16 protein-coding genes, 1 pseudogene and 1 other annotated feature are annotated in these 18,909 nt (G+C 30.7%); of the genes and pseudogenes, 6 read left to right on the top strand and 11 right to left on the bottom strand.

Annotated elements, in window-relative coordinates:
• Nucleotides 1–180: 180 nt before the first annotated feature.
• The 4 genes and pseudogenes from ACFWTK_RS12420 to ACFWTK_RS12405 all read left to right on the top strand — a co-directional run bounded on the left by ACFWTK_RS12420 (nt 181) and on the right by ACFWTK_RS12405 (nt 3,813).
• Nucleotides 181–825 (top strand): YceG family protein, encoded by a 645-nt coding sequence (locus ACFWTK_RS12420; RefSeq protein WP_415876283.1) that lies wholly within the window; start codon nt 181–183, stop codon nt 823–825.
• A pseudogene (locus ACFWTK_RS12415) lies at nt 785–877 on the top strand (YceG family protein); the annotation flags it as partial. The gene ACFWTK_RS12420 and the pseudogene ACFWTK_RS12415, both read left to right, overlap by 41 nt.
• Nucleotides 878–940: 63 nt before the next feature.
• Entirely contained in the window at nt 941–2,701 is a 1,761-nt protein-coding gene (locus tag ACFWTK_RS12410) for a YceG family protein (protein ID WP_415876282.1), read from the top strand.
• Between the two features lie 14 nt (nt 2,702–2,715).
• Entirely contained in the window at nt 2,716–3,813 is a 1,098-nt protein-coding gene (locus tag ACFWTK_RS12405; RefSeq protein WP_415876281.1) for a toxic anion resistance protein, read from the top strand.
• A gap of 67 nt (nt 3,814–3,880) precedes the next feature.
• Here ACFWTK_RS12405 and ACFWTK_RS12400 read toward each other — a convergent pair whose 3' ends face one another.
• The 9 genes from ACFWTK_RS12400 to ACFWTK_RS12360 all read right to left on the bottom strand — a co-directional run bounded on the left by ACFWTK_RS12400 (nt 3,881) and on the right by ACFWTK_RS12360 (nt 13,474).
• Nucleotides 3,881–4,720, bottom strand: coding sequence for an Mrp/NBP35 family ATP-binding protein (locus ACFWTK_RS12400; protein ID WP_415876280.1), 840 nt, complete (start codon nt 4,718–4,720; stop codon nt 3,881–3,883).
• A gap of 83 nt (nt 4,721–4,803) precedes the next feature.
• Nucleotides 4,804–5,601 carry a hypothetical protein gene (locus tag ACFWTK_RS12395; protein ID WP_415876285.1) on the bottom strand — a complete coding sequence of 266 codons (798 nt, stop codon included), beginning with the start codon at nt 5,599–5,601 and terminating at the stop codon, nt 4,804–4,806.
• Between the two features lie 175 nt (nt 5,602–5,776).
• On the bottom strand, nt 5,777–6,361 hold the full coding sequence (locus ACFWTK_RS12390) for a PsbP-related protein (RefSeq protein ID WP_415876279.1): 585 nt from the start codon (nt 6,359–6,361) through the stop codon (nt 5,777–5,779).
• A gap of 91 nt (nt 6,362–6,452) precedes the next feature.
• On the bottom strand, nt 6,453–7,820 hold the full coding sequence (locus ACFWTK_RS12385; protein WP_415876278.1) for a hypothetical protein: 1,368 nt from the start codon (nt 7,818–7,820) through the stop codon (nt 6,453–6,455).
• 204 nt (nt 7,821–8,024) lie between these two features.
• Nucleotides 8,025–8,876 carry a 16S rRNA (adenine(1518)-N(6)/adenine(1519)-N(6))-dimethyltransferase RsmA gene (gene rsmA / locus ACFWTK_RS12380; protein ID WP_415876277.1) on the bottom strand — a complete coding sequence of 284 codons (852 nt, stop codon included), beginning with the start codon at nt 8,874–8,876 and terminating at the stop codon, nt 8,025–8,027.
• Nucleotides 8,857–9,420 carry a ribonuclease M5 gene (rnmV, locus tag ACFWTK_RS12375; protein WP_415876284.1) on the bottom strand — a complete coding sequence of 188 codons (564 nt, stop codon included), beginning with the start codon at nt 9,418–9,420 and terminating at the stop codon, nt 8,857–8,859. Before rnmV ends, rsmA begins: the two co-directional genes overlap by 20 nt.
• Before the next feature lie 202 nt (nt 9,421–9,622).
• On the bottom strand, nt 9,623–10,663 hold the full coding sequence (locus ACFWTK_RS12370; protein WP_415876276.1) for a ubiquitin-like domain-containing protein: 1,041 nt from the start codon (nt 10,661–10,663) through the stop codon (nt 9,623–9,625).
• Nucleotides 10,664–10,956: 293 nt separating this feature from the next.
• A complete protein-coding gene (locus ACFWTK_RS12365) occupies nt 10,957–11,724 on the bottom strand; it encodes a TatD family hydrolase (RefSeq protein WP_415876275.1) in 768 nt (255 codons plus the stop codon).
• Nucleotides 11,725–11,947: 223 nt separating this feature from the next.
• Nucleotides 11,948–13,474 (bottom strand): DUF445 family protein, encoded by a 1,527-nt coding sequence (locus ACFWTK_RS12360; RefSeq protein WP_415876274.1) that lies wholly within the window; start codon nt 13,472–13,474, stop codon nt 11,948–11,950.
• A 309-nt stretch (nt 13,475–13,783) separates the two neighbouring features.
• On the opposite strand from ACFWTK_RS12360, the gene ACFWTK_RS12355 reads away from it, so the two are divergent.
• A complete protein-coding gene (locus ACFWTK_RS12355) occupies nt 13,784–14,512 on the top strand; it encodes a DUF3298 and DUF4163 domain-containing protein (protein ID WP_415876273.1) in 729 nt (242 codons plus the stop codon).
• A 154-nt stretch (nt 14,513–14,666) separates the two neighbouring features.
• Here ACFWTK_RS12355 and metG read toward each other — a convergent pair whose 3' ends face one another.
• Nucleotides 14,667–16,607, bottom strand: coding sequence for a methionine--tRNA ligase (gene metG / locus ACFWTK_RS12350; protein ID WP_415876272.1), 1,941 nt, complete (start codon nt 16,605–16,607; stop codon nt 14,667–14,669).
• Nucleotides 16,608–16,702: 95 nt separating this feature from the next.
• Nucleotides 16,703–16,951 (bottom strand) — a binding site (T-box leader).
• 57 nt (nt 16,952–17,008) lie between these two features.
• Complete coding sequence (locus ACFWTK_RS12345) at nt 17,009–17,473, bottom strand: hypothetical protein (protein ID WP_415876271.1); 465 nt, start codon at nt 17,471–17,473, stop codon at nt 17,009–17,011.
• A gap of 484 nt (nt 17,474–17,957) precedes the next feature.
• On the opposite strand from ACFWTK_RS12345, the gene ACFWTK_RS12340 reads away from it, so the two are divergent.
• Nucleotides 17,958–18,884 (top strand): polysaccharide deacetylase family protein, encoded by a 927-nt coding sequence (locus tag ACFWTK_RS12340; protein ID WP_415876270.1) that lies wholly within the window; start codon nt 17,958–17,960, stop codon nt 18,882–18,884.
• Nucleotides 18,885–18,909: the final 25 nt, after the last annotated feature.

The following is an 18,909-nucleotide window of genomic DNA, read 5'->3' as shown; positions in this document are numbered from 1 at the left end:
CCATACATTTATTGGTAGAGCTTTTAAAATTTTATCTCATAAAATAAGCTAAAAGTTCTTATTTTACTGACTTACCTATGTTGATAGTTAATATAACTTTTCTGTATAATACAATTAATAGGTGACTAAGTTTACACTTTATTAAATTTCAGTTTACTTGAGAGGAAGTAGGAATGAAAAATGATCAATGTACGAAAGTTTATACATCCTTCTCTAAAAAATTCCCATAACGTCTTTAGTGATATACTAACACCACTTAATAAAAGAGTAGGTTTTATAAACGGAAGCTCTCCTATTGTGCCAATTTACTTTTATAGATACATTGGTGTAAAGGAAAATGAAAAAGAATACTATGACAAATTAAACAACCTGGATAAGAAGTTATCTAACCTTAATGGTCTTTATTTTAAATTTATATCTAATATCCCATTTGAAGTCAATTCCATATTAAGCGATAAACTTCAATCTATATGGAATGAAAATCAGCTTGAACCTTTTGATAATGTTAAAATAGAAGCATTAATAACTTCGCTTAAAAAAAGCGGTTCTTTAATTGACGCTAATTCTTCTTTGTTAACTTCATCTATAGAAGAATCCCTTAGCTATGTATTGAACTTGTACTTACAAAAGGAACCTTATGTTAACTTAACCAAAATTAAAAACTTTACTCTTAAGCTGATTACTTGGATAAATAATTTTGCCATGGATTTAGTAAATAACTTTAATCTTGATTCAAAGAGCACTCATGATATCATAAATCCAAAGGTTTTATATCTTTGGCAGCATAAAAAAACACGAGGTTTACTTTTTAATATTTTTATCTAGACTAGGCTTTGATGTTCTTTATATAAATTCTCCTGATGATGGAGACTTCTCCATTATTGATAAAGAGGGACGGTTCTCAAAAATCTCTATACTTCCTGATAAGAGAAATTTGAATATGGATGCTTTACCGAAAAATGCTCCCAGTCATACCTCTTTTAATAGTCCTTCATTAAATTCATCTGTAACATCTGAAAGCTTTAATAAAGATAAATATATAAGCTCCATAACCTGTGTTTATAAAGTTTCTAATGATATACTTACTGATTTTACCTCTTCCTTAAATAAAAGAGGAAATTTTATTGGCAAGCCTATACCCTTAATTCCAATATATTTTTACAGGTATATAGGCATTACAGAAAAGGAATCAGAATACTACAATGCTTTGTATAGAATAGACAAGACCTTAGACACTCTTGGTTCCTTGTACTTTAAGATTACGGCGGACTTACCTGTAGAAAATAATATAGAATTGGTGAATAAAACTGCCCATATATGGAATGCTGTGCCTCAGAATCTCTCTGAAGGTGGAAAATCAAATGAAAAAGTACTTTCTAATATAATAGGAATGTTGATAAACGCTGAAGCTTTTCCAGATCTTAAAGAGGACATAGCTAACTCTTCAATAATAAAAAGCTTTTATAGTATTTTAGAATTATATATGTCTAAAGAACTCAATATAAATCCTGCTAAGATAAAGAACTTTGTAATAAAGATTATTATGTGGATAAACAAGTATGTTCCAGATTTATTTAAAAAGTTCGATTATCTAAAGAATTCTTCTAAGGAAATATATAATCCTAAGATTATGTATTATGGAGATATAAAGAAACATGAAGCTTACTTTTTAATATTTTTATCTCTCATAGGTTGCGATGTTTTATATATTAATTCTAAGGAAGATACAGTCTTTAATGACATAGACAAAGAACAAAAGTATTCTAAGCTTTTAGAATTGCCTAATAGATGTGAGCTTAAGGATTTTCCTAAGGAGGAACTTATAGTAAGACATGAAACTACAGCTTTTAAAGCTTCCCAAGAAATAGAAAATATAATCTATAATGAACAGGATGGTCTCTTTAGACCTTGGCAGTTTGAAAGCTACAAGACCCGCCCTCTTACTCTAAAGACAACTTTTGATGAGCTAAAAATTCTTTGGAATGAAGAGGCAAGAATGCGCCCAGGATTCAAGGTAGAAAACAGTACAGTGTATATTCCAAATTTATTTGCTAAAATCAGCGGTACTCATAGAGATTTAAATATTTATTGGAATGAAATTAAGGAGCTTAGATCTGCAGATAATCTTCTATTTATACCTAAAATCCCTTATGTTAAGGAAACTTATTCTAAATATGATTTATACAGCTTAGAATACTGCTTTAAAGATGGAGTTATAAATAAAGAAAGTCTTTTAAATCATAGATTGTATAGGTTTCATTATTTAAAAACCCCTCTTCAAGATGGTATAATAGATAAGATAAACCAATTAATAAGTCTGCCTATATTTAAAAATTCTGATTCGGTAGAATTTAAGCTAAAAATTCTCATATGCATATTAAATATAGACAAAACTATATTAGAACTGATACAAAAATTTGATTATCCTTTTAAGATTCCAAAGGTTATGATCTATGATAAGGATGAAGCTATATTTACAGAAGAAGATTCTATTGTATTAGCTTTCTTAAACCTCATGGGCTTTGACATAGCCATCTTTACTCCTACAGGCTATAACAATATAGAAGCCAGACTTTATGAAGAATACTATGACATTCATAAGTTAGAAGATGTTAATTTTAACCTAGATATGCCTAACCTGAACTCAATTCGTAAAAGTAAGGGGAAATCAAATTCATTTTGGTCTAACCTATTCAAATAAGAGGAGGAAGTTTTATGCCTGATAATACAAATATAAACAATGAGTTAAATACTGAAAAGATCAACTTAGAAAAAGAAACCAATGAAATATCCTTGAGAGTGAGGAACTCTCCAGAGGTACTTGCAATTGCAAAGCAGCTCGATGTATCAAATGTGGATTCTGTAATGAATTTCGGACAAGACACTGCAGTTGAAATCTCTAGATTTGCTGATCAAATACTACATTCAATTGAAACAACTAAGGTTGAGGATTCAGGAACCTTATTAACTCAGCTTAATAATATAATGGATAAGTTTGATATAAAAGATTTTGAAGAAAAAAAACAAGGTTTCTTTTCTAAACTTTTTAATAAAGCCAAAGATTCTATTGAAGTTCTTTTTAAAAAGTATCATACTATGGGTGGAGAAATCGATAAAGTATATGTTCAACTCAAAAAGTATGAATCAGAAATTAATACATCAAATAATAACTTAGAGCAGATGTTTAATAAAAATATAGAATATTACGAAACCCTTGAAAAATATATTTATGCTGGAAATTTAGTTATTCAAGACTTTAGAAGTAGAATACTTCCTGACCTTCAAAGCAAAGCAGCTAACTCAACAGAACAGATAGACCAAATAAACCTATCTAATGCTTTGCAGGTATTGGAAATGCTTGAACAAAGGGTTTATGATTTGGAACTTGCTAAAAACGTAGCTCTTCAAACAATGCCTCAAATAAAGTTGATACAAAAGGGTAATTACAATTTAGTAAGGAAAATAAACTCTGCTTTTATAGTTACTATTCCTATATTTAAGCAGTGTTTAACTCAAGCTATAACTCTAAAAAGGCAGGCAGTTCAGGCTAAAGCTATGGCTGCATTAGATGAAAAAACAAATGAATTATTGATTAGAAACGCTCAAAACACAGCTCTTCAATCAAAATTAACGGCACAGCTTGCTTCAGGCAGCTCCATAAATATAGAAACCCTTGAAAAAACATGGGAAACTATAGTTAAAGGAATTGAAGAAACAAAACAAATAGAAAACGAAGCTAAACAAAAACGTATTGACGGTCAAAAAAGACTTGAAGCTATACAAAGGGACTTTGAAAACAGAGTAAGAAAATAAGCAGAGTGAAAAAAATAGGCAGTAAAATTTACTACTGCCTACTTTTTTTATCATACTAATTTTAATTTTATAGTCTTTTCATAAAATTATCTATGAGTTCATCATATTCTGATGAACCTTTGATATAGCTTTCCATTGTTCCTTTTTCTAGATTTTCAGCCAAATCTAAATTTATAGGCATTTCTGCAAGAAGTGGAACTCCAAGATATCCAACGTGTTCCTCTGCTGGCTTCTTACTGAATACTCTCACCTTTTCTCCGCAGTTACCGCATTTTATATAGGACATATTTTCTACTACGCCTAATATTTTTATATCCATTTTTTCTATCATGACTACTACCTTTTTAACTATCATAGAAACCATATCTTGAGGAGTTGAAACCACTACCATTCCTGTTATAGGTAAATTTTGCATTATTGTTAAAGCAACATCTCCAGTTCCTGGAGGCATATCTATAAGGAGATAATCTAATTCTCCCCATACTGTATCCCCATACATTTGGTTTAAAACTCCTGTAAGTAAAGGTCCTCTCCAAATTACTGGCTGGTCCTCATCTTCTATAAGAAGATTTAATGACATTACCTTTATTCCACCATCAGTTTCTACAGGAATAAATCTTGGCTCGTTCTCTTCACCTTCATATTGAATCATTTGAGCTCTTTTATCACTTATTCCTAAAATTCTTGGCATAGATGGACCTGTTATATCTGAATCCAGCACTCCTACTTTATATCCTTTTTTGGAAAGCTGTGCTGCTAATATTCCTGTAACTGTGGATTTACCTACTCCGCCTTTACCGCTTATAACCCCTATTATATTTTTTATGTTTCCGTACTTAGGAAGCATCTTTGAACACTCTTTTTCACCACATGTTCCTTTACTTGGACAACTATTGCAGTCGCTCATTTTTTATTCCTCCTCCGTATAAAGCTTATTTTAAATACAGCATTTTCGCTTTATTATCATTATACCATTATAGTATCTAAATTTTAAAAGTTTTTTGGTTTCTTATCTTTAGTAAAATTAAACTTCCAGTAATTCAACTCATATTTATTAACGAAATAATATTTTGTTTCCTTTTTAGTTTCCTTATCATAAAAAGTTATTATACATTTATAGATATCTGTTTTATATCCTTGAGTTTCTATATCCATAGTGATATCATACTTATTTCTATCACCGTTAGTTATTATCTCTTCATTATTCCCTAGTTTTTCCTTAAATTCTTCTATATCCATAGTCAAAATAAACTTAGCAACTTCTTCGTCATTAATGTCTATACCTATTTTCTTATCTTTTCCTACTGTCTTTCTATAATCTTCTATAGCTTTAAGCATAGACGTATAGTAAACCTCATTAAACTTATTAGGTTTTCTTATGTTCCAGAAATTCTTCATTATATCATCATCTAGTCTTTTTGATACAACATATATTTTATCGTCGCCATATAGGTTTCCCAAGTCTTTCTTATCCAATCCAGCCACATAATTAAATTTATGTACCTTATTTACCCCTTCTTGGAATTCCAGTATATAATCAGGCTCTAAGGTGATTTTATTTTCTACTTCCTTTGCCTTTGATAGTATGTCATACAATTCTTTTATTGCATCCTTGTCTGTAATTATAAATGTATATCCTTTATCTCTTTTATTTTGTATCGTTATTTTACTTATTCTGCCTTCGTTTATATATTCAAAATCCTTATTTTTCATTCCCAGCTTTACCTTTAAATCCTCTACTCTTGCACATCCTGTTAAGAAATTACTGACAATCATTACAATCACCATAATGAGTACATTTATCTTCTTATTCACCTATTTTCCCCCTAGTAAACTTTCCATTTTATATTATAAGTACTGCATACTCAAATACTATATAAATCCATACAAAGAACAAAGGAAACACTAGGTTTCCTTATATACAATAAAATTATAATACTTTAATATATGTAAATCAATTAAATTAGCTTTCTTTTATTTCTAAAGTCCTTACTATAGAATCATATAATGTCTTCATGTATTCCCTAAAGTTACTGCTTCTTGTAAAGAAAGAGAACCTGACAAATCCTTTTTTATGTTTAATAAAGTATTCATGGACTGTATAGTCTATATTTCTTGACTTCATAGTGTAATTTATCATATATCCTTCTTTACCACTTACCTTTATATTTGTAATCTTATAGTTTTTTACCTCATTTTGTGATTCAGATACTTTTTTACTTAAATCTAAAAATCCTTTTAAGTCATGTTCATAATTCCAGACCTGTACAAATCCGCTTATTAACAAGTCTTCAGATGTGAAATTATTATGATATACTATTTGCCCTCCTGGGAAAGTTTCTGTGTAAGTTGTCCATTTTGAAGGAAGTTTATAAGATATATTACCATCTAAAGCTTCAAAAGTTCTTAACTCCTTTATATCATTCTGCATAAAGCTTACAGACTTTAACTCTTCTTTAAGCATTTCTCCAACACCAAATAATATGGCCATTAAAGTTATAACCACAAGAAAGACTTGAAGCTTTCTCTTATTCACTACTATTTTCATATAATCCCCCTATAAAAACTTAATTTTACCACCTATCTCAATCAAAAAATGCCAAAACTAACTGCTTAAGTTTAAGCAGTTAGTTAAGAACTCACCTCTTAACTGGAACCACTATTGTTGAATTTCTAAAATCATAGAACATTATCCAATATCCTGCTCTGTCTTCTCTATTATCATTCTTATCTTTTGAAACCCATGTAACAAATCCTGTAGCTCCTCCAAAAGGCTGATCATATATTGATCTAGTTCCAGGTATAGCATATACTAGATATTTCATATTGCCATCCTTGTCACATTTATATCCTACTAGATAATGTCCTTTCCTTTTAATATATGGATAGCAGCTGTTCATAGGATAATACAAGGTTCTATATTTATTAAAATCTTTAGATGGATTAGCATTCATAAATTCCTTACAGCTAATCTTATACCATCTGCACTTTCCAATCTCTGGACATATATTTTTTAATTCTTCCAAACCACTAGCCATGGATCTGAAGAACTTTCCAACTTTTCCTACTGGATAATTCTCCTTATCTTCCTTATTTTCTACTTTGCGTTCTGAGTCAATATACTCTTCTAACTTATCACTAATCTTGGCTTCTTCCTTTTCTACTTGTTCATCCTGTCTTTGAACTTCTGTTTCTATTTCCTTAACTGCATCTTTAATTTCTACATTTTTAATTTCCGTATCGTAAGTCTCTGATTCCTGAACTCTATCTTTATAAATTTTATCTTCTTGCATTGTATTCATTTCAACCTTATCTTTTACTTTGCTATCTTCTTCCTTATATTCTTTTATATCTTCCCTAGGCTGCTTTACACCACTAATACTCTTACCGTCATTTTCCTCAATAATTATGTTCTTAGCAGCTTCTATGTTCTTTTCATACTCATCAAATATATTTTCTTCTCTCTTTATATCAGCTTCCTCTTTTAGAGATTCCGATGTTTTTATATCATCCTTATTATCCTTTGTCTCCTCTTTCTTAACTGCTTCGGGTTTTTTATCTTCCATTCTTTCCTTGTTCTCAATTACAGCATAGCTCTTCCAATCCTCTAGCTTAGTTCCACTTACGAATCCTGTTAATACTCCATGAATAGCAGAACCGTCCATAGTAACTATAGCTGCCCCTTTAATTGTATCCATAGGCACGCTGCAGTTTGCTACATTGTTTGCATCATATTCGTAAGATACATCTGCCCTTCCATAATTATCAATATCTATCTTCCCAAGCTTTATCAATCTCTTATCATTTTTCCTATCGCATATTAACATCATATAATAGGAATCTTTAGTCCTTTTTAAATTCTGAACATAGTATGACACTCTGCATTTATCATTCTTTCTTTCAACTTTTGCGTACCCTGTAGGAAATTTATTATTATCTGTTGAATAGCCTTTTTCATCTTCCTGTAATATGATAAAGTATCTACTATAACTTCTTTTAGCTGCCACCAGTTTACCCCCTATACAACTTAATCAATGATTTACTCATTTTTTCATTATTATAATATATGTAATATATTCAAAAAATAGACAAAAAGTTTAAAAAAAGAAAAGTTCAGCAGTTTTATATGCTAAACTTCTCAAATACTACGCTTATATTATGATTACACACTCTCTTTATTCACTAACTATAACTTTCGAAAGATCAAAGACTTATCTGCCACTAATTTTAATGTTGTAAATACTATCAGCTAAATTTGCAAATTCCTGAAGACTTAAGGTTTCTCCTCTTCTCCTTGAATCTATTCCTGCCTCTTCAAAAGCCTTATCCATTTCTTCAGAATTTAACATTCCTAAACTTTTTATCGCATTTCTTAAAGTTTTTCTTCTCATATTGAAAGACTGTCTTACTACCTTAAAGAATAGGTCTTTATCTTTTACTTCCACCCTAGGCTTATCTAGCTTATCCAATCTTATAACTATGGACTCTACCTTTGGCTGAGGTATAAAACAAGTTGGCGGCACTCTTCTTAATATCTTTGTATCGCAGTAATACTGCACCAATACAGATAGTGAGCCGTAGTCCTTATTATTCGGTTCTGCATTTATTCTTTCTGCAACTTCTTTTTGAATCATTATAGTTAAAGACTTAAAGTTATATCCTTTAGTAAGCAAATTTGCTATTATAGGAGTCGTAACATAATAAGGCAAGTTTGCTACTACCTTAACACTTTTTTCTTCTCCTATTATCTCGTTAAAATCTACTTTCAAAGCATCTTTATGTATAAGTTCGAAATTATCAAAATCTTTAAGTTCTTCCTTTAAAATAGGAATTAAATCAGAATCTAATTCAATTGCACATACCTTTTTAGCCTTAGATAAAAGCTCTCTTGTTAATGTACCTACTCCAGGACCAATTTCTATAATAAAGTCATCATAAGATACCTCTGCACCTTTTACTATGTCTTCTAAAACAGAGTCATCTATTAAAAAGTTTTGCCCCAAACTTTTAGTAAATTTAAAATTATACTTTTTTACAACATCTCTAGTTGTTACCTTCTCCATCTTTTATCTCCTTATTAACCTTCTCCAACGCCTTTATAAATTCTTCTTTCCTTATTCCATAATTATTAAGCCTAGTTATAAATTGTGCAGAATTACAATAACCTATTCCTAATTCTTTTCCTAAAGCTTCTCGTCTTTTCTTTGCTTCTTCGCTTCCTGTAAGTTTAAAAAAGTATAAGTCCTCTGATCCAAATTCATTTCTTTTCTCTTTAACTTCACATTTTGCATTTTGCAAAGCCCTTATTATTGTTTCAGGTGATGCATTTTCAACACCTATATCATCATCCTTAAGTCCTTCTTCTTTAGTTATATAAGCATGTTTTATTCCTTTTACTCTTTTTGATATAATCCTTCTTATCTTTTCACCTGCAAAATCAGGATCCGTAAATACAATTACACCCTGTCTTTTTTGAGCTTCTTTTATTCTTTCTATCACTTTAGAATTAATTCCAAAACCGCCTACTGCTATTATCTCTGCATCTACAGCTCTTTTTACAGCAGTTATATCGTCTCTACCTTCAACTACAATAACTTCTTTTATCATCATGTTAATAAAAGCCTCCACTCACTATTATGTTTCATCTTTTTCTTTATGTATGATATCCTTGGCTTTTAGTAAATTCTCACATAGATACCTTCCTTAATATTTTTAACTATATGTATTATTATGTCAAGCAAAAGAATAAAGATGTACAACTAAAATAAAAAACATATCCACCCAAAAATAAAAATAGAGCGCAAGCGCTCTATTTGATTACATATACATTTACGTATCTTGCTCCCCACCTGTCCACTTGTGCATCGCTGCTAAAGTATAAGTCTATCTTATTACCTTTAATAGCGCTGCCAGTATCCTCGGCAATAGCATAGCCGTATCCTTCTACATATAACTTTGTACCAAGCGGAATAATTTGTGGGTCTACGGCAACAGTACTGTAACCTTCTGGAACTCTTTTAACTCTAGTTCCAGATGCAGTAAGTCCAAAGCCTCTATCCCCAGGGTTCTTACCTGTATCTCTATAGCTTGCTGTATAGGCAGTAGCTCTCATTCTATACTTTTTAGAGTAACTCACACTGCCTCCACGTGAAAGTTTTACCTCTTTCATGGTTCCCATAGCTATTATCTTAGTTGTAGGCTTTTTGACTATTTTCTCTTCTACCACTTCTCTAGATATTTCTTTTCCGTTCTTATATACAACCTTTATATTTACTTCCTTTTCTCCAGCTGTACCTTCTTGTACAACTTTCTTATGTCCTTCTTTTAAAGAACTATCCTTTTTTATCTCAGTAGCAAATTCAATAGGCTCAACCTTTTTTTCTATTTTTGTATTCATCCTTGTAATTGCTATCTTAAGATTATTTTTAATATGTTCTTCTTTGGATGGTGATACTTTGTCCTCTTTTCCTAAAACTACTCCCTCTTCTTCTAATAGTTCCCCGACACTATCTGCATTAGTTAGAATAGTTTTAGTTTTACCATCCATCTCTAGTTCTACATTAACAGCTTTTTCTATTCTTATGGTGTCTCCCGATTTTATCTTGCTGTTTAGGTCTGGTTTTACTATATCCTTTGGACCCAGGACTATGCTATTCTTTTTTAGAATATCTTCTACATTGCTTCTGTATGTCATAACACTAATTTCTTGTCCATCAATTACGATATTTACACTCTTTTCAGCATTAAACAGTCCTATTATGCCACACATAGAGATTAGCACGGCTATAAAAAGTACTTTGGGCCCATTTGAGAAGTAGGTTCTTATGTCGCTTTTAAGTTTTTGTAACATATATAAACCTCCTTGACAAAGGTAACTCAATTATTATACCGTACATATGAAAATCCGTCAAATTAAGTACCTTTTGTCCTTATTGATAAGTTAATAAAAATGCACTATCTGCATAGTTTTCATCTTATAGTTAATTACAGTTGTTTCAACCAAATACATATTATACTATGTATTTTTTTAGTCTGCTATGTTAGATTATTTACAGTTTACCTATTTTTATTCATTAGCTTTGAGACTATATTGAAACAACTCTTATTCATTATTGTGCTAAAAATCTGTAAATATATTTTACACTAGGATTTAATTTTTAGCAAGTTTTTAGCATTATTTATGGTTAAATTTTCCATAAACCCTGGAGAAACTTCCTTTATTTCTGCAATTTTTTCAATTATAAATTTTATGTAGTCTGACTGATTTCGCTTTCCTCTATACGGTGTTGGAGCCATATATGGAGCATCTGTTTCAACCAAAATTCTCTCCATAGGAACTTCTTTTGCTACCTCTATTATCTTTTTAGCATTTTTGAAGGTTATAACTCCTGTAAATCCTATATAATATCCTAACTTTAAGCATTCACGAGCAAACTCAACACTTCCTGAAAAACAATGAACAACCCCTTTAACCTCTGGGAACTCTTTCATGATCTCTAAAGTATCTCCATGGGCTTCTCTATCATGAATTATCACTGGTAAACCTAAATCCTTTGCAAGAGCCATCTGTTTCCTAAATACTTCTTTTTGAACCTCCCTTGGAGGATTCTCCTCCCAATAGTAATCAAGTCCTATTTCACCTATAGCTCTTACCTTTGGGTTTTTAGTCATTTCTCTTATCTCTTCAAGAGTCTCCTCTGTAAGCTCATAAGCATTCTCTGGATGAATCCCCACAGCTGCATAGAAAAAATCATATTTTTCAGCTAACTTCACAGAATCCTTAGCCCCTTGAAAAGATGCCCCGCAGTTCAAAACTGCTATTACCCCATTATTATGTATTTCCTCTATAACCTTTTCTCTATCTCCATCAAAACTATCATCATCATAGTGTGCATGAGAATCAAATATCATAACTTTATCCCTCCAAACCTCTATATTAACCTACACTCCCTAAACTTCTACACTCTCTAAACTGCCTTTCTCAACTTCTTAAATTGTCTTTATCTATCTCACCTAAAAGTTACAGTGAATTGGCGAAATATTTCAACATCACCCATGGGATTTGCATTGTAGAAAGCGTTGAACAAACACTAGACGTGAAGCTTTCCTAAATACAAATCCCATGTGTAATATTCTATATTGCTGCCATGATTGCTGATAAAAGTCCCATTATAAATCCAAGCAATGCTCCAAGGGAAGTGATAGCATTTAATTCTCTGCTTGCGATTTCTAATATGATTTCCTCTGCAAAAGAAACTTCAAAAGAATTAATTTTATCTTCAACTATTTTTCTTATGTCTAAAGCTTCTATAAACTCTACTGCTTTACTTGTTACAAATCTATTAAACAATCCTTCCGAAGTCTTTAGTGCTATTTTTGATATTTGAGCTTCTTTTCCATTTGACAAGTCTGAGATCTTAATGTTTAAAATATTGTCTATAGTTGAATTTGTGTATTCTCTTATTTTTTCTTCTAACTCACTACTATCAATTATCTCATCTATTTTAATTCCTATAAACCTTGTTAAAACTTCTTCTGTATTTATATTGAACTCTGAAAACAGCTCTTGTAAAGTTTCCTTATCTCTAACCTTATCTTCTAAAGCAGATAGTATAGCACTAATAACTTTCTCGTCTATTACCTTATCTATTATAATATCTCCAATAGCCTCTATATTTCTTTCTTTACTTTCCTCTGAAATGTTAGATAAAATATCTCCCACCTTAGTTTTTAGTGCTTTATCAATTAAACTATTAATTAATAGAGCTATTTCTCTTTGATTTTCTTCTTTATCAAGATAATTATCTATAGCTGGAACTAATTTATTATAAATTGTATCTGTGTTTAGGAACATAGCAATCATAGGATTGATATTGATACTTATCATATCTGATAAAAATTTTTTTAGCTTAGTTTGGACTTCTTCTTCTTTTAATGTTTCCTTAATCTTCATAGCTATGTCATAGTTTTTACTATATACATATACTTTTATAGTGCTTATAATCCCAACAGGTATAACTTCCTCTAATGATTTATCTGTATCTTCTAAATTTGAAATCTTGTCTTTTATAAGTTCCTCTATATTTTTCTTAAATTCTTCTGAATTCTTATATTGTGCTGATTTTTTTATTATCTCATTTCTTATATTTTTATAATAATCACTTTCTAATATAATGTTTGGATCTTTAGAAAGTTCTTTTTTTATAACATCTAATACTAATTTTTCCAATTCGCATTTAACCTTATCTTTTCTTATAAATGATATAAAAAATGTAGACATTTTATCTTTTATGTTTTTTATAACTCCATGGAATTTTTCTCCCATTATAATCTTGATTTGTTCTCCTATGGATATAGTTCTTCTTGATATTTCAAGAGCCTTTTCTTCTATCCATGATTCAAACTTTTTATCTATTCCATTGTTTTGTAATGCTTCGAGCATAGTATCACTAGTTAAAAGATGCTCTCCTATTGTATCTGCTACACTCTTTGCAATTCTTTTCTGCTCTTTTGGTATAAGTCCTGGTGTAAAAGGTATTTTTAAACCAAAGATTCTTTTTTCCTCGTGTGGTCTAAATAACATTTTTATAGCTAACCAATTTGTTATGTAACCTATTACAGCCCCTACTACAGCCGAAAATAATATTCTTGTATATGGCATACTTTATCCCTTCCCCTCCTAATTTTAGTACAGAATATTCTAACTTGAATATATTACAATTTTAGCGAAGATTCAACAAGTGTAATTTTACTATAACTAGTTGAGAATTTGAATATATAAATTAAACTTTATATTTATTATAAAAGTATACCCTTCTCTTAATAAGTTACTCTTCATTTATTGTAATTCACTTAATAAATTAATTATTTTTCTCGCTAATATCAGTAAATAAATCCCTTAAAGTGTGAATACTAATATTAAAGTAATTTATAATTGTGAAAGTCAATTTATATGTAGGAGGTTTATGAAATGAAAAAATTATTTTGCCTTGGATTAGCGTCCATAATGCCGCTAACAAGTATACCTTGTTTCAATCTGCATATGACAATTCCAGCAATTGAAACAACAGCCATTATATCAAATTTATATTCTTCTGTTAAGATTGTTGAAAATAAACTTATAAGTAAAGATGACTTAATAGAAATTAACCTACAAATACCAGTGCTTCAAGGCTTGAGTGATTTAAAACTTCAAGAAAAAATTAATTCTATGTTTAAAACAGATATATTAAGTTTTAAAAATGAAATAGAAGAAATGGCAAAAGAATATTCAGACCAGGCAGAAGAGCACGGTATACCTGTTATGCCATGTACTGCTATTACTACATACAAAGTAACTTGTATCAAAGGTAATTTATTAAGTCTTTATATAGATTATTATCAGTATACTGGCGGTGCTCATGGACTTACATTTAGAAAGGCATATAATATAAATTTAACTAATGGAAATAAGTTAACTTTGAAGGACTTATTTAAAGAGGGCACTTTGTATAAGGATATAATTAATAATGAGATCAATAAAAAGATAGAAGAGAATAAAGAAATGTACTTTCCTTCATCCTTTAAAGGCATCTCTGATGACCAAGATTTTTATATTGATGGAAAAAACTTAGTCATATTCTTTCAGCTTTATGACATTGCTCCATACGCCTTTGGAATTCCTGAATTTAAGATACCACTTGATAAATTTAAGATATAAAAAATGTAAAACACTCTCTTTGTAGAAAAGCTTAAGGAAGTGGAGGCGCATGCGGCGCAGTGGAGAAGTGAAGAAATTTAGCCGCTTACTTAGTTTTTTAACTAAGCGAAGCGGCTTCACTTTTAGCTTATGTTATATGTCTAATCTCAGAGTGTTATCTTACAATGCTTCCTGTTGGTAGTTCGCCTGGATCTACTACAAATAGCTTATCTTTTTCATCAGAGGCTGCAAGGATCATTCCTTGTGATAATTCTCCTCTTAGTTTTACAGGTTTCAAATTAGCAACTAGCACAATATACTTACCAACTAGTTCCTCTGGTTTATAATATTTTGCTATTCCTGAAATCACCTGTCTTTCTTCTCCGCCTAAATCTACCTTTAGCTTAAGAAGCTTATTTGCTTTTTTAACAGGCTCACATTCTATTACTTTAGCTACTCTTAAATCGATCTTCTCAAAGTCTTCTATTGTAATTTCAGGCTTTATAGGTTCCATTTTAGGTTCCTCAGAAGCTGCTGCTTTCTCCTTTTGCTGCTCTTTAAGTTTTGAAAGTTCTTCTAGCTTCTTTTCTACATCTATTCTTGGGAAGATAGCTTCTCCTGCTCCTACCTTTGTTCCTGCTTGAGTTCCATCAAAGGAAGCTATACTATCCCAAGTTGCAAGGCTTACATTTAACTGTGTATTTATCTTATCACTTGTTTCTGGTAAGAAAGCAGAAAGCATTACAGATATGATTCTAAGGCTTTCAACTAGATTATATAAAACAGTTCCTAGTCTTTCTTTCTTATCTTCATCCTTAGCAAGCACCCAAGGCATAGTTTCATCAATATATTTATTGCTTCTTCTTACAACTGCCCAAATCTCATCTAAAGCTTCTGGAATCTTTAAAGCATTCATTCTATCTTCAACCTTTGATGGAGCTTCAAGAGCTGTCTTAATTAATTCTGCATCAACTTCTTCTTTAGCAGTTGGTGCTTGAATTACTCCATCAAAATACTTGTTAATCATTGCTATGGTTCTATTTAGAAGGTTTCCAAGATCATTTGCAAGGTCTGAATTTGTCTTCTTTATAAAGATTTCACTTGTGTATAGTCCGTCTTGCCCAAATGGTATCTCATGTAGAAGATAATATCTTACTGCATCTGTTCCAAAATGTTTTACCAAGGTAACTGGATCTACTACATTCCCTTTAGATTTTGACATCTTGCCTCCATCAACTAGCAGCCATCCATGACCAAATACTTGTTTTGGAAGAGGCTGACCTAATGCCATAAGCATAATTGGCCAATAGATTGTATGAAATCTTAAAATATCCTTACCTACAAGGTGAACATTTGCAGGCCAATATTTTTTATACAACTCATCATTTTGCTGGTCATAACCAAGAGCAGTTATATAGTTTGAAAGTGCATCTATCCATACATATATAACATGTTTATCATCAAAAGTTACTGGTATTCCCCAGTTGAAAGAAGTTCTTGATATGCATAAATCTTGAAGTCCTGGTCTTAAAAAGTTATTAAGCATCTCATTCTTTCTTGATTCTGGTTGTATAAACTCTGGATGAGTCTCAATATATTCTATAAGCTTATCAGCATATTTTGACATTCTAAAGAAATAAGCTTCTTCCTTTGTCTTCTCAACTGGTCTGCCGCAGTCTGGGCACTTTCCATCTACAAGCTGAGTTTCTGTCCAGAAAGATTCACAAGGAGTACAGTATAAACCTTCATACTCACCCTTATATATGTCTCCTTGGTCATATAACTTCTTAAATATTCTTTGAACTGCCTCTACATGATAATCATCTGTAGTTCTTATAAATTTATCGTAGCTTATATTCATCATCTTCCATAAATCTTTTATTCCTGCTACGATTTCATCAACATACTCCTTTGGAGTAACACCTTTAGCTTCCGCAAGTCTTTGAATCTTTTGACCATGTTCATCTGTTCCTGTTAAGAAAAAAGTATCATATCCTGTAAGTCTTTTAAATCTAGCTATAGCATCTGCTGCCACTGTAGTATAAGTATTGCCTATATGCAAATTTGCTGATGGATAATAAATTGGCGTAGTTATGTAATAAGTTCCTCTGCTCATTTTTCTTCCTCCTCTTTTGACGAAAATCTTTTCTTATCTTTTTATTTAATTATTTAAATTCTAAATATAAAAAACCTCTAAGCAGAATTATTCCACTTAGAGGCGTAATTTACGCGTTACCACTCTAATTCGTTTTTGATTTACATCAAAAACCTCCATAAGTGACTCCTTAATCTAAATTAATTTTATCACTCTGCAGTATAACGGCTGCATCCGTACAATCCTAAATATTCAGATTGTATGCTCCAAGGCCATCTTCAAAGACTTCCATATCGCTAGCTTTCACCTTTCCTAGCTCTCTTTTAGATACTTCCATCTCCTACTCTTCTCTTCAATGCATTCTACAATTATAAATTTCTTATATAAAATATTATGACAAATTACCTAATATGTCAATATTATTATCTTCTCTCAAAATAATTATTCCACTTTTCCATTTCTCTTTTAGTTTTATATTTTTCATGAAGCAAAACACTTCCTATAGAAATTGCAACAGAACCTGCAATTCCCATTGCTGCTATAACCCTTGATGTTATATGTCTAGACTTTTGAAGCTGGCTCTCTCTATGAATGTTACTTATCTGACTTAAAAGCCTGTATATATCTTTTCTCTCTTCCTGTGATATATCCTCTCTTTTTAGTACATCACTTAATATTTCATTTATTTTATCTAAAGACTCATTATTTTTAACATGTATCTCTTTCTCATTTTCTAGTGCTGTTATTAAATGCTTAATTTCTTCATGTATAGCAAAGCTGCTTAAAGCAACTTCTTTATGTGCTATGTATCCTTCTATAAATCTATTTAATGACTGAGATACAGATTCCATAGAGCTCCTTTTCCTGATTAATTCTTTTCCTATCATAATACCACCTCATTTCTGTAAAACTCTTTATTATAATTATTAACTAATATTGGTATTTTAATCTATTATATTACTTTACTTATCTAAACTCAATAAAATTAGATTATTATGAGCTTTTGCCCTCTTAAGTCCTCTAAAACCAGCCCTATCGACAAGATGATTTTACTTCAGATATTGTTAAATGTTAACTTTAGATTTTAGACAAAATTGTTAATGCAAACTTGTCTAAAGGTGATATAATGGTTATGATATTGTAGCATACAAGCTATTTAAGTTGGAATTAAAAAGTTTATAAAGTTGATGGACAAACCCAATACACTTTTTAATAAATAATAAGAGGATTGGAGGGGAACAAGCACACATTTTACACTAGGGTTATATAATATTACATACGGTTTTATTTTATAACTCTATTGAACGTAATACTGTGAAGGGGTCTATTACGTAAGAAACTATTTAAATACTTATTAAGGGGTGGATAACTTTGAAAAGATCATTTAAAAAAAACAAATTTAAAAGAGTTTCTTTAATATTATTAGGATTTATATTTATATTTTCAATGGGATTTATAGCTGGAAATAAATTTCTAAATAAGCCCGCTTCAGATCCTTCAAACAAATCTTTACAAGCAAATCCTGATACAAATAATAAGGACAATACTAATAATAGCAACAACACACCTGCCACTAATGCTAATAGCACTAATAAAAACGAAGGAACTTCTACAACCAATAATGGGACAAGCACTGATGAAAAGGTTGAGCCTAATAAAAATGACTCAAATGAGACAAAAACTAGTAATACTTCTGAAAATAAAAAAGAAGTTTTCTTAACCTTTGATGATGGTCCAACTACTAATATAACGCCTAGAATACTAGAAACTTTAGATAAATATAATGTTAAAGCTAGCTTCTTTGTTATAGGTAAAAATGCAGAGAAACATCCTGAACTAATTAAAGAAGAAAAGGCAAAAGGACATTTTATTGCTAACCATACTTATTCTCATGAATACGACTATATATACAGCAATACTGATAACTTTTTAAAAGATTTAGAAAAATGCAGACAAGTATTAAATTCTATATTAGGTGAATATGACAGTAAAATAATCCGTTTCCCTGGCGGTTCTTTTGGTTCAAAGAGAGCATCTTATAGAGAAGCTGTAAAAAATGCTGGCTACTCTTATGTAGATTGGAATGCTTTAAATGGAGATGCAGAACGTCTAAATGTTCCAGCTGATGAGCTTATAAATAGAATAAAAGAGACTGTTGGGAAGAAAAATCATGTAGTTATTTTGATGCATGATGCTGCTACTAAGAAAACTACTGCTGATTCTCTTGGTCAAGTAATAGAATATCTAAAGAGCCAAGGTTATGAGTTTAAAACTCTAGACCAGGATACAAAACTATAAAGTTTTTCATAAAAATAGCCCCTTA

It is taken from the genome of Clostridium sp., assembly GCF_047777555.1.
GTDB lineage: Bacteria > Bacillota > Clostridia > Clostridiales > Clostridiaceae > Clostridium_H.
The sequence above is the reverse complement of the archived record's forward strand: the minus strand, read 5'-3'. Positions and strand labels throughout refer to the sequence as shown.

Bases quoted from the DNA above. Each gene is read 5' to 3' on its own strand.
- ACFWTK_RS12370 (WP_415876276.1), bottom strand. From the start codon at position 10,663: ATGTTACAAAAACTTAAAAGCGACATAAGAACCTACTTCTCAAATGGG.
- metG (WP_415876272.1), bottom strand. From the start codon at position 16,607: ATGAGCAGAGGAACTTATTACATAACTACGCCAATTTATTATCCATCA.
- ACFWTK_RS12365 (WP_415876275.1), bottom strand. From the start codon at position 11,724: ATGATATTTGATTCTCATGCACACTATGATGATGATAGTTTTGATGGA.
- ACFWTK_RS12420 (WP_415876283.1), top strand. From the start codon at position 181: ATGATCAATGTACGAAAGTTTATACATCCTTCTCTAAAAAATTCCCAT.
- rsmA (WP_415876277.1), bottom strand. From the start codon at position 8,876: ATGGAGAAGGTAACAACTAGAGATGTTGTAAAAAAGTATAATTTTAAA.
- ACFWTK_RS12400 (WP_415876280.1), bottom strand. From the start codon at position 4,720: ATGAGCGACTGCAATAGTTGTCCAAGTAAAGGAACATGTGGTGAAAAA.
- ACFWTK_RS12360 (WP_415876274.1), bottom strand. From the start codon at position 13,474: ATGCCATATACAAGAATATTATTTTCGGCTGTAGTAGGGGCTGTAATA.
- ACFWTK_RS12410 (WP_415876282.1), top strand. From the start codon at position 941: ATGGATGCTTTACCGAAAAATGCTCCCAGTCATACCTCTTTTAATAGT.
- ACFWTK_RS12355 (WP_415876273.1), top strand. From the start codon at position 13,784: ATGAAAAAATTATTTTGCCTTGGATTAGCGTCCATAATGCCGCTAACA.
- ACFWTK_RS12390 (WP_415876279.1), bottom strand. From the start codon at position 6,361: ATGAAAATAGTAGTGAATAAGAGAAAGCTTCAAGTCTTTCTTGTGGTT.
- ACFWTK_RS12405 (WP_415876281.1), top strand. From the start codon at position 2,716: ATGCCTGATAATACAAATATAAACAATGAGTTAAATACTGAAAAGATC.
- rnmV (WP_415876284.1), bottom strand. From the start codon at position 9,420: ATGATAAAAGAAGTTATTGTAGTTGAAGGTAGAGACGATATAACTGCT.
- ACFWTK_RS12395 (WP_415876285.1), bottom strand. From the start codon at position 5,601: ATGGTGATTGTAATGATTGTCAGTAATTTCTTAACAGGATGTGCAAGA.
- ACFWTK_RS12345 (WP_415876271.1), bottom strand. From the start codon at position 17,473: ATGATAGGAAAAGAATTAATCAGGAAAAGGAGCTCTATGGAATCTGTA.